This window comes from Rhodopila sp. (assembly GCF_035548235.1).
Classification (GTDB): domain Bacteria; phylum Pseudomonadota; class Alphaproteobacteria; order Acetobacterales; family Acetobacteraceae; genus Rhodopila.
In genome coordinates, this window is record NZ_DASZTJ010000278.1 from 22,209 (window position 1) to 33,100 (window position 10,892).

The 10,892-nt window shown below is 64.8% G+C and carries 8 protein-coding genes and 1 pseudogene; 4 read left to right on the forward strand and 5 right to left on the reverse strand.

From position 1 onward, the window contains the following. Window positions 1-152 precede the first annotated feature (152 nt). The gene (locus VHB27_RS22495; protein ID WP_325604810.1) at window positions 153-383 is read left to right on the forward strand and encodes a hypothetical protein; all 231 of its coding nucleotides are present in this window, start codon (window positions 153-155) and stop codon (window positions 381-383) included. Here the strand turns inward: VHB27_RS22495 and VHB27_RS22500 are convergent, their stop codons facing one another. Genes VHB27_RS22500 through modB form a run of 3 tightly spaced genes read right to left on the reverse strand, consistent with a single transcriptional unit; the run spans window position 384 to window position 3,261 of the window. Next, on the reverse strand, window positions 384-1,367 hold the full coding sequence (locus tag VHB27_RS22500) for a CobW family GTP-binding protein (protein ID WP_325604812.1): 984 nt from the start codon (window positions 1,365-1,367) through the stop codon (window positions 384-386). It lies immediately after the preceding gene. A 51-nt stretch (window positions 1,368-1,418) separates the two neighbouring features. Further along, window positions 1,419-2,522 carry a glycosyltransferase family 4 protein gene (locus VHB27_RS22505; RefSeq protein WP_325604814.1) on the reverse strand — a complete coding sequence of 368 codons (1,104 nt, stop codon included), beginning with the start codon at window positions 2,520-2,522 and terminating at the stop codon, window positions 1,419-1,421. A 43-nt stretch (window positions 2,523-2,565) separates the two neighbouring features. Then, window positions 2,566-3,261, reverse strand: coding sequence for a molybdate ABC transporter permease subunit (gene modB, locus VHB27_RS22510; RefSeq protein ID WP_325604816.1), 696 nt, complete (start codon window positions 3,259-3,261; stop codon window positions 2,566-2,568). A 130-nt stretch (window positions 3,262-3,391) separates the two neighbouring features. Between modB and VHB27_RS22515 the strand changes: the two genes are divergently transcribed. From VHB27_RS22515 to metH, 3 genes are all read left to right on the forward strand, one after another. Continuing rightward, complete coding sequence (locus tag VHB27_RS22515) at window positions 3,392-4,171, forward strand: slipin family protein (RefSeq protein ID WP_325604818.1); 780 nt, start codon at window positions 3,392-3,394, stop codon at window positions 4,169-4,171. Window positions 4,172-4,542: 371 nt separating this feature from the next. Next, window positions 4,543-5,502 (forward strand): metalloregulator ArsR/SmtB family transcription factor, encoded by a 960-nt coding sequence (locus VHB27_RS22520; RefSeq protein ID WP_325604820.1) that lies wholly within the window; start codon window positions 4,543-4,545, stop codon window positions 5,500-5,502. Between the two features lie 10 nt (window positions 5,503-5,512). Beyond that, window positions 5,513-8,998, forward strand: coding sequence for a methionine synthase (gene metH / locus VHB27_RS22525; RefSeq protein ID WP_325604822.1), 3,486 nt, complete (start codon window positions 5,513-5,515; stop codon window positions 8,996-8,998). 59 nt (window positions 8,999-9,057) lie between these two features. Here metH and VHB27_RS22530 read toward each other — a convergent pair whose 3' ends face one another. Together VHB27_RS22530 and VHB27_RS22535 are read right to left on the reverse strand one after the other, a co-directional pair. Then, window positions 9,058-10,188, reverse strand: a complete 1,131-nt coding sequence (locus tag VHB27_RS22530; RefSeq protein WP_325604824.1) for a glycosyltransferase family 4 protein — start codon at window positions 10,186-10,188, stop codon at window positions 9,058-9,060. Window positions 10,189-10,402: 214 nt separating this feature from the next. Continuing rightward, window positions 10,403-10,892: pseudogene (locus tag VHB27_RS22535) on the reverse strand (LLM class flavin-dependent oxidoreductase); the annotation flags it as partial.

The following is a 10,892-nucleotide window of genomic DNA, read 5'->3' on the forward strand; positions in this document are numbered from 1 at the left end:
TGCTTCGAGCGTGGCGATGGCGGCGTTGCGTCCTATGCGATCGATGTCACACAAACCGAACTGCCTGCGCTGCCGTATCGTCACGAACGACGTCCCCCGGGCAACCCGACCGGACCACGGCCGTTCAACACAGCCATGCGAGGACAAGACCGATGATCCGACGTTTGCTGCTGACAGGCCTGGTGCTGCTGGGCGGATGTACGTCGGACCCCAACGCCCCGGTGAACCAGGTCTGGCCCGTTCCGCAGCTCGACCGCGCGTTCGGCGATCCGCATCCGCCGTCGTACACGCAACCGCTGGTCGCGCGGCGGCCGGGGTACCTGCCGGCCTATCCGCGGTATGACGGCGACAGCCCCTATCCGCCCGGCGTCACGCCGCCGTAGTCATGCGGCCGCGCAGGCCTCGAACCCCCGGCGCAGCTGCGGGCGGTTCAGGTTGCGGCCGATGAAGACCAGGCGGCTGACGCGGGGTTCGCCGTCCTTCCAGGGGCCGATGAAATCGCCGTCGGCGATCATGTGGACGGCCTGGAAGGCGAAGCGCCGGTCCTCGTTCGCGTAGTTCAGGATACCCTTGGTGCGGAGCAGGTCCGGGCCTTTCTCCTGCAGAAGCTGGCCGATCCAGGCGTTGAACGCCTCGGGGTCGATCGGCTTTTCCACCTCGAAGCTCATCGACGAGACGTCGTCGTTGTGCTCGTGCTCGTCGTCCTCCAGGAAGTCGGGGCGCATGTCCAGGATGCGGCTCAGGTCGAAGGCGCCGCGGTTCAGGACCTCGTCGATCGCCACCGCGCTGCGCTGGGTCCGATGGATGACGGCGAAGCGGTTGATCTGGCGGATCTTGGCTTCGACGGCCTCCAGTTCCTCGGGCGTCACAAGGTCGGTCTTGTTCAGGATGATGACGTCGGCGAAGGCGATCTGGTCCGCGGCCTCGTGGCTGTCCTCCAACCGCGCGGGCAGGTGCTTGGCGTCGACCACGGTGACGATGGCATCCAGGCGGGTCTTGGCCTTGACGTCGTCGTCGACGAAGAAGGTCTGCGCTACCGGGGCGGGGTTCGCCAGACCCGTCGTCTCGATGATGATGCCGTCGAACTTGTCGCGGCGCTTCATCAGCCCGCCCACGATGCGGATCAGGTCGCCGCGCACCGTGCAGCAGATGCAGCCGTTGTTCATCTCGAACACTTCCTCGTCGGTGTCGACGACAAGGTCGTTGTCCACGCCGAGTTCCCCGAACTCATTGATCACGACGGCGTATTTGCGGCCGTGCTGTTCGGTCAGGATGCGGTTCAGCAGGGTGGTCTTGCCGGCACCCAGATAACCGGTGAGCACCGTCACGGGTACCTGCTGTTCGCCGGTCGCGTTCGTATCAGCCATGCGGGCGGTTTCCTGTCCTTGGGGCCGGAGCGGCCTCCGGCGTCAACGCCATCACATAGTCAGCCTGTCGCCGGCGATCAATCGCATGCGGAGTTCGGCCAGCCGAGCGGTGACGGGACCGAGGTCGAACTGGGCGGCACGGCGGTGGCCGGCTTCGGCCAGGGTCTGTCGCCGTGCCTCATCGCCGCACAGCGTGCGGATAGCGGCGGCGACGCCGGCAATGTCGTCGGGGTCGATGAACAGGGCGGCGTCGCCCGCGACCTCTTGCAGCGCGCCGCGCGGCGAGCAGATCAGGGCCGTTCGACTGGCCATCGCTTCCAGCGCCACCAGGCCGAAGGGTTCGTCCCAGCGGCTGGGCATGACGACGATGGCGGCCCGGTTCATGGCTTCCAGCACGTCGCGGTGCCGGCGGAAACCCAGGATGCGGACGCCGGCGGCCTCGGCTGCGGCCTTGACGGACCGGACATAGGGCGTCTCGGGGCTGTCCTGGCTGAACCGATCGGCGCCGATGATCTCCGCCGTCCACCCCGGCACATGGGGCGCGGCCGCGGCGAAGGCCGAGACGAAGACATCCGGCGCCTTGTCCGCGACGACACGGCCGACGAACAGGATGCGGCGCTCTTTCGCCGCTGGCGGCGGAAATTCCGACAGATCGAGGCAATTGGGCACGATCGCCGGTCGCTTCGGGGGATCGACGAGTCCGTCCAGCAGCCGGTCGCGCAGGAAGGCGGACGGCATTGCGACGCAAGTCAGGGTCTTCAGCAGATGGGTGCGTTCGGCGGTGGAGGTCGCGCCGCGCATGCCGATCGGGTCGTTGTGCAGGAAGCCGACGATCGGGATCGACGGCACCCGTTCGGCAATGGCCAGGGCCATTTCCGGTCGATTATGCACCTCCAGCAGAGCGGGCTTCAGCCGCCGAACCGCGTCGGCGACCGCGGCGGCGTAGCGCAGGTTGGTGCTGCCGATCCGCCAGGGCGAAGGCGCAACGGGGCGGAAATCGATGTCGGGAAAAATCGGGCCGTCCTGCCGGCCGCCGAACACAACGGTCTGGAAGTCCGGCGTCCGGGCCAGCCGCCGGGCGATCATGCCGATCGCGCCGGCGCTTCCGGGCCCGAAGCCTTCGCGCGGCGGCAGGATCGTTGCGACGAGGGGCATGCGGCGGCGTATAGCGTCGGGCGGGCGAAAAGGCGAGGCTGCCTCAGGTGCCCATATACCGTCGCACCATCCGGCTCAGCCGCTCCGAGGCGATCAGGAACACCACCGCCAGCACCACCGATACCAGTGACAGGCGTGCCGCGGTCGCCTCGCCGCCGGGGGCTTGCAGGGCGGCGTAGATCGCCAGCGGCAAGGTCTGTGTCTGGCCGGGGATGTTGGCGGCGAAGGTGATGACGGCCCCGAACTCGCCCAATGCCGCCGCGAAGCCGGTGCAAGCGCCGACCATCACGCCAGGCGCGGCGAGCGGCAGGGTGATCGTCAGGAACCGGTCCCATGGTCCGGCGCCCAGGGTGCGCGCCGCTTGCTCCAGTCCCGGATCGACCGCGTCGAGGGACAGGCGGATAGCGCGCAGGATCAGGGGCAGGATCATGACGGCGCATGCCAGCACCGCACCGTTTTCGGTGAAAACCAGGCGAATGCCGAACCAATTGAAAAGAAACGCGCCGATCGGCCCGTGCAACCCGAACACGATCAGCAGCAGCCAGCCCACCACCACCGGCGGCAGCACCAGCGGCAGATGCGCGACGGTGTCCAGCACGACCTTGCCCGGAAAGCGTCCGCGCGACAGCGCCATCGCCACCGCCAGGGCGACCGGCAGCGCGAACAGGACGGCCTTGATCGACACGTCCAGCGTCAGCAGGACAGCCTGCCACTCGTCGGGGGTCAGGAGATGGTTCACAAGAGGTAAAATCCGCCTCGGCTATACCCGTCTCTGCATATCGGGTCGAGGTGTTCGGAAGAGACGTTCCGAGGGGATATTCAAGGAAGGACGCTCCCGAGAGCGACCATGCCCATGGAGGAAGTCAGCCATGTCTATCGCGCTTATCGTCATCGCCGTCATCATCCTGCTGGTCCTGGCGCGATCGGTGCGGATCGCCTCGGAATGGCAGCGTGCCGTCATCCTGCGGCTCGGACGCTTCCATAAGGTGAAGGGGCCGGGGATTTACCTGGTGTTCCCGGTCATCGATTCGGTGGCGCAAGTCATCGACCTGCGGATCAACACGACGATGATCACCGCCGAACAGGCGCTGACCCGCGACACGGTGGCGGTCGGTGTCGATGCGATCGTGTTCTGGCAGGTGGAGGACGCGGAATCCGCCGCGATCCGCATCGCCAACTACCGGGAGGCGATCGAGCGCGTGGCGCAGACCAGCCTGCGGGAGATGATCGGCTCGACGGACCTGTCAAAGCTGCTGGCGGACCGCCGATCGGCGGATGAGCAGTTGCGGATGACGATCACCGGGAAGACGTCGAGCTGGGGAGTGACGGCCCGCAGTGTCGAGATCAAGGACGTCGTGATTCCCCGCGAACTCCAGGACGCGATGAGCCGCCAGGCGCAGGCGGAGCGGGAGAAGGACGCGCGGGTCACGCTGGCCTCGGCCGAAACGGCGATCGCCCAGCAGGTGCTGGAGGCGGCGAAGTTGTACGGCAGCGACCCGAACGCACTGAAGCTGCGCCAGATGAACCTGCTATATGAGATGAACAAGGAGCGGGGCACAACGGTGCTGATTCCCACCGATATGGCGAGCAGTCTGGGGACGGTGGTGGCGTTTTCGGAGGCAGCACGCTCGGATACAGCGCCCAATTGATGAAATCGCCGGCAGATACAACGGTCCCTGTTGTACAAAGGGCACACAAATAGGGCTGAGCGGATGATTTTGTGCGTCGCAGCAAAAAAGCGCTTGCATGCTGCGGCTGCGAACGCCATTCTCCGTCTCGCAGACGCACTACGGTGCACTGCTTTCTTGGACGTTTCCTCCCTAAACTTCGGCGGTGCCACAAGCACCGCCGTTTTTTTATGTCCAGGGCCGAACGCACGTCCCATCCTTCCGGTTCGACCGGGCCATCTCCTGCCTCATGCGAAATCGATGGCGCTGCCCAACGGGTCGTGACCGGATGGCCGGATATTGTTCGATGACATCTGGACATAAGGATATCTTTATGTCAGACCGGCATCAGCATGGATCGTCTCCTCGCCAGTCTGCGTGCCGCCGCTGAACCGACCCGCCTGCGCCTGCTCGCGCTGGCTGCTCGAGGCGCGTTCTGCGTCATGGAATTCACCGAGATCCTGGGCCAGTCCCAGCCGCGCCTGTCCCGGCATCTGAAGCTGCTGTGCGATTGCGGGCTGCTGGACCGGGTGCGGGAAGGGACGAATGTCTGGTTCGCCCTGCCGACGGGGGATGAAGGCGCGCTGGCCCGCGACCTCGTGGCACGGCTGCCGGCCGACGATCCCGTCCTGGAGGCTGACCGTCGCCAGGCCGCGCGGGTCCTGGCGGAGCGCGCGCGCGTGGCGTCCGAGTCTTTCCGGCGCCAAGGGGCGGACTGGGACGAGATGCGCGCCCTGGACCTGCCGGCCCAAGCGGTCGAGGACGCGTTGCTGGCGCTGATCCCGGAAGACTCGCAGGCGCGGCTGCTGGATATCGGCACCGGCACCGGCCGCGTGCTGGAACTGCTGGCGCCGCGGGTGCGGCAGGCGCTGGGGGTCGACGCCTCGAAGGCGATGCTGGCGCTCGCGCGGGCGCGGCTGTCGGGGCCGGGGTTCGCACATGTGGCGGTGCGGCAGGCGGATATGTACCGGTTGCCATTGGCCGATCGCAGCTTCGACGCGGTCGTCCTGCAGATGGTGCTGCACCATGCCGAGGACCCCGGCGGCGCGGTGCGGGAAGCCGCACGCGTGCTGGCACCCGGCGGGCGGTTACTGATCATCGATCTGCTGGAACACGACCGCTCCGACCTGACCGCCAAGCTGGCGCATCGCTGGCCCGGTTTTTCCGACGCTGCCATCGGCCGCATGGCCGATGCCGCCGGCGTGACGATGGGCGCGCCCGTCTCCGTCGAGGCCGAACTGCCGATCCGGATCTGGGAGGCTGCCAGGCCGGCGGATGTGACGACCGTCTCCACTCTCGAACAGGCTCTCTGAAGGACTATCGATGGCGCGTCCCCATTTGCTCGATGCCCTGCGCGACCGCGTGCTGCTGTGCGATGGCGGCATGGGCAGCCGCGTACAGGCGCTGACGCTGGACGTGGAGAAGGATTTCTGGGGGCGGGAGAACTGCACCGACGTGCTGGTGCTGTCGCGGCCCGACATGGTGCGCGAGATCCATCGCGGCTATTTCGAGGCCGGCGCCGATATGGTGGAGACGAACACCTTCGGTGCGTCGCCCATCACGCTGGGGGAGTTCGACCTGGCGGAGCGGGCATTCGAGATCAACAAGCGCGCCGGGGAACTGGCGCGGGAGGCGGCGGAGGGGTTCGCCGATGGCCGTCATCGTTGGGTCGTCGGTAGCGTCGGCCCCGGAACGAAGCTGCCGTCGCTGGGCAACATCGCGTACGATCCGCTGGAAGCGGGGCTGACTGAACAATGCCGCGGCCTGATCGCCGGCGGCGTCGACGCGATCCTGATCGAGACCTGCCAGGACACCCTGCAGATCAAAGCCGCCGTCAACGGCGCCAAGATCGCTCGACGCGAGGCCGGGGCGGACACGCCGGTCTTCGTTCAGGTCACGGTTGAAACCACTGGCACGTTGCTGGTCGGCCCGGATATCGGCGCGGCCGCGACGGTTGTCTCGGCGTTGGACGTGCCGCTGATGGGGCTGAACTGCGCGACCGGACCGCAGGAGATGGCGGAGCATGTCGGCTGGCTGGCGAAGAACTGGCCAGGGCTGATTTCGGTGCAGCCCAACGCAGGACTGCCGGAACTTGTCGACGGGCGCACGCATTATCCCCTCGGGCCGGCCGAACTGGCGTCCTGGTTGGAGCGTTTCATCGCCGACGACGGGGTGAACCTGATCGGCGGCTGCTGTGGCACGTCTGTCGAGCATGTCCAGGCCCTGGACGTGATGCTGCGCAAGCGCGGCGCATACCGGCCGGCGCCGGTGGCTCGCTCTGTCGTCTGGGTGCCGTCGGTCGCCAGTCTGTATCAAGCGGAACCATTGCGTCAGGAGAACGCCATTTTCGCGATCGGCGAGCGGTGCAACGCCAACGGATCGAAGAAATGGCGGGAATTGCAGGAGAAGCAGGACTGGGACGGCTGCGTCGCCATGGGACGGGAGCAGATCGGCGAAGGCAGCCACGCGTTGGATATCTGCACCGCCTTTGTCGGGCGTGACGAAAATGCCGAGATGACCGAGGTGATACGCCGGTTCACAGCCTCGGTGAACAGCCCGCTGGTGATCGATTCGACGGAGACGCCGGTGATCGAGGCGGCGCTGAAGCTGCACGGCGGCAAGCCGATCATCAACTCGATCAATTTCGAGGACGGCGAGCATCACGCGCATGACCGTCTGTTGCTGGCGAAACGGTTCGGCGCGGCGGTGATTGCGCTGACCATTGATGAAGTCGGCATGGCCAAGACCGCGGAGGACAAGCTGCGGATCGCGCGGCGGCTGGTCGCGTTCGCCTGCGACAAGCACGGTCTGGCGCAATCCGACCTGCTGATCGACCCGCTGACCTTCACCGTCGCGACGGGGAATGAGGACGATCGCAAGCTGGCGTTGTGGACGCTGGAGGGGATCGCGGCCATCCGCGCGGAATTCCCGGATATCCAGATCATCCTGGGTCTGTCGAATGTCAGCTTTGGCCTGAACCCGGCGGCGCGCGCGGTGCTGAACAGCGTATTCCTGGATCATGCGCGCCGAGCGGGGATGACGGGCGCGATCATCCATGTGTCCAAGATCCGGCCGATGCACCTGATCCCGGAGGAGGAGCGCCAGGTGGCCGAAGACCTGATCTTCGATCGCCGGCGCGAGGGCTACGACCCGCTGCAACGTCTGCTGGAACTGTTCGCCGGCCGCAAGGCCGCGGACGCCGTGAAGAAGGAGCGGGCGCCGACGGCCGAAGGGCGGCTGAAGGACCGCATCGTCGACGGCGACCGCAAGGGGCTGACCGAGGACCTGGACGAAGCGCTGAAGACGCTGCCGCCGCTGGAGATCATCAACAACGTCCTGCTGGACGGCATGAAGGTGGTCGGCGACCTGTTCGGCGCCGGCAAGATGCAGTTGCCCTTCGTGCTGCAATCCGCCGAGACGATGAAGGCGGCCGTTGCCTATCTGGAACCGTTCATGGAGCGGGTCGAGGGGCAGGAGAAAGGCACTATCGTCCTGGCCACGGTCAAGGGTGACGTCCATGACATCGGCAAGAACCTGGTCGACATCATCCTGACCAACAACGGCTACCGGGTCGTCAACCTGGGCATCAAGGTGCCGTTGCAGGACATGCTGGACGCCGTGCGGGACAATCGCGCGCATGCCATCGGCATGTCCGGCCTGCTGGTGAAATCCACCGTGGTGATGCGGGAAAACCTGGAGGAGATGTCGCGCCAGGGCGTCGACATCCCGGTGCTGCTGGGCGGCGCCGCTCTGACCCGCACCTATGTCGAGGACGACTGCGTCAAGGCCTATGCCTGCGGGCGCGTCGCCTATGCGCGCGATGCGTTCGACGGCCTGCATCTGATGGATCGGGTCACCGGCAACGGGTTCGACGATTACCTGGCCGCCATCCAGGCGCAGCGCGTGGGCAAGGCGCGCAACATGTCGCGCAGCTTGGGGCAGGCGGACGCTCGGGCGTTCCAGCCGGTGGACGTCAAAGCCGTGCAGACCCGGCGCCGGCGTATCACGCAGGACGTTCCGGTTTCGGAGCCGCCCTTCTGGGGCGCTCGCTTGATCGAGGCGGCGCCGAAGGCGATCGTTCCGTTCCTGAACGAACGCAGCCTGTACCAGTTCCAATGGGGCTTTCGGAAACAAGGCCGCTCGCTGGAAGACTTCCTGGGTTGGGCCAAGCAGGAACTGCGTCCGGTGATGCGCCGTATCCTGTCGCTGTGCGAGGAGCAGGACATCCTGAAGCCGCAAGCCTGCTACGGCTATTGGAAGGCCGCCGGGCAGGGCAACGACCTGATCATCTTCGATCCGGATGGCACGACCGAGGTCGCCCGCTTCACCCTGCCGCGGCAGCCGAAGGAGGACGGTGAATGCATAGCCGATTTCTTCCGCGACGTGGATGACGAGGTCCGCGACGTGATCGGCTTGCAAGTGGTGACCGTCGGCCAGAAAGCGTCCGATACCGCCCGCGTCTGGTTCGAGGAGAACCGCTACCAGGACTACCTGTATCTCCATGGCCTGTCCGTGGAGATGGCCGAAGCGATGGCGGAATACGTCCACAAGCGCATCCGAGCGGAGACGGGCTTCGCGAGTGAGGATGACCGGGAGATGGACAAGATGCTGGCGCAGGGATATCGCGGCAGCCGCTACTCCTTCGGCTACCCGGCCTGTCCGAAGCTGGAGGACCAGGCGCCGATCCTGTCGCTACTGGGCGCGGAGCGGATCGGCGTGTCGCTGTCGGACGAGTTCCAGTTGCACCCCGAACAGTCGACCAGCGCGATCGTGGTGCTCAATCCGCGGGCGAAGTATTTTTCGGTGTAGCTGCTGCGCTGTCCCGTTTTCGAGGGTCGGAGGCGTGGCCTCTTAACGTGCGAAAACCGTTAAGCAGGCTTTGGATATTGCTGCATGTGCATCAGGCGGGAGGTAACCGTCTTCTCATAAATCTGCATTGCGCATTCGGCGACCAGTTCCGGTGACGCCGTCCGCTCCGCTTCCGCTTGGCCTGCCGCACCTATTTGATGCCTGAGTGTGGCATCTTGTGCCAATGTAAGAATGGCGTCTGCCAGTGCGATTTCGTCTCCCGGCTTGATGATGAGTCCGGACTCTCCATCTCGAATGCCTTGGCCGAGTTCTCCGACATCCGTCACGATCACGGACTTGGCGAAAGCGTGGGCGACGGCCAGGACTCCGCTTTGCGATGCCTCGACGTAGGGCAGCACGACGATGTCCGCGTCGGTGAATAGCTGCGCCGTCTCGTCATCCGGGATTCGACGATTACGGATCTCGAAGAATTTTGGATCTTTAATCAGCTTCTGATAGGGAGCGAAGTCATCGCCTTCACCTGCGATGATCACCCTGATGTTCGGGAATTCGTCCGTGACGAGCGGGATGGACCGGATCAGGACATCCAGACCTTTGTAAGCATAAATTCTCCCAAAAAACAGCACGTTGACGGTAGGGTCGTCCCGCCGACGGAATTGGTTTTTCCGGGCGATATGGACATAGCGCCGAAGCTCCAGATGCGGCAGGATCTCGATGCTGCCCTTGCGGCGCGTATATTTGTGCTCCGCCTGGGTCCGTAGCGCAGCACCATGAACGATGATGCGGTCCGAATTGGCGATAAGCGAGTCGGCGAAGCGGCGGGGAACGCGCCGCGATGCATGGTCGCCGACATGGTATTGCACGTCGTGGATTGTCGTGACGAGGCCGTATTTCCGAAAGGCCGGCACTGCGAAATTCAACCAGATCACGCTTTCGGTCAGGAAATGTACGATGTCGGGATTGAGCGAACGGACGAGCCGGATAAGCTGGAACAAGAAAATAATGTTCTTGGGGCTCCGATGACGGGGCCAATCCATGAGACGTACATCGATCCTTTCATCGAGGAACGCCACATAGTCTTTGAAATACCTTGAAGGAGCAACGAATGTGACATTGGCCCTTTTCGCTAACGCATTGGCGTATTCGATGCAATAATCCTGTATCGCCGGCGCCAGCAACAAGACATGCATTCAGGTTTCTCCGTCACGACGAATCTTGATGCTCGACAAGAACACGAGCCTGCCGGGCTACGGCCATGCGTGCTGTTGCTCGTATGACGGGGTTATCGCGGCTTTTGATACGGATTGCAAGAGATTTGCACGTCAAGACGACTTTTTATTGATCTTTATACTATTAAAGAGACATATCGGATGATTCTCGATCCAGGCGGAATGATCGCGCCTATTACTTCCGCCAGGCACCGACGGCGGGGCGTTCCAGTCCCAGGTTCTCGCGCAGGGTCGGCCCCTTGTAGTCTTTGGGAAACAGGCTGCGGCGCTGCAGTTCCGGGATCACCAGGCGGGAAAAATCTTCATAGGCGCCCGGGACATGGGTGGCAGCGACCACGAAGCCGTCGCAGGCGCGGGTGGAGAACCATTCCTCCAACCCATCGGCCACGTCCTTGGGGGAACCGACGAAGCGCGGGTGATCGTACGCCGTGCCGCGATGGGTGATGTTGATGAAGTCCCTGGGCGTCGGCAGGCGGTTGCCCAGGACACGCCTGATCCTGTCGCGCATGCCCTGCACGCCGGTCCAGCTGTCGATTTCCTCCTGGGTGAAGGGCTCGTCGATCGGTTGCTTGGAGAAGTCGTAGTTCAACACCTCCGACAGCAGGGAGAGGCTGTCGATCTCCTTCGGTAGGGAGTCGACGAGGGCGGCCATGTCTTCGGCCTCG

Bases quoted from the DNA above. Each gene is read 5' to 3' on its own strand.
- VHB27_RS22520 (WP_325604820.1), top strand. From the start codon at position 4,543: ATGGATCGTCTCCTCGCCAGTCTGCGTGCCGCCGCTGAACCGACCCGC.
- metH (WP_325604822.1), top strand. From the start codon at position 5,513: ATGGCGCGTCCCCATTTGCTCGATGCCCTGCGCGACCGCGTGCTGCTG.
- VHB27_RS22515 (WP_325604818.1), top strand. From the start codon at position 3,392: ATGTCTATCGCGCTTATCGTCATCGCCGTCATCATCCTGCTGGTCCTG.
- VHB27_RS22530 (WP_325604824.1), bottom strand. From the start codon at position 10,188: ATGCATGTCTTGTTGCTGGCGCCGGCGATACAGGATTATTGCATCGAA.
- VHB27_RS22500 (WP_325604812.1), bottom strand. From the start codon at position 1,367: ATGGCTGATACGAACGCGACCGGCGAACAGCAGGTACCCGTGACGGTG.
- VHB27_RS22495 (WP_325604810.1), top strand. From the start codon at position 153: ATGATCCGACGTTTGCTGCTGACAGGCCTGGTGCTGCTGGGCGGATGT.
- VHB27_RS22505 (WP_325604814.1), bottom strand. From the start codon at position 2,522: ATGCCCCTCGTCGCAACGATCCTGCCGCCGCGCGAAGGCTTCGGGCCC.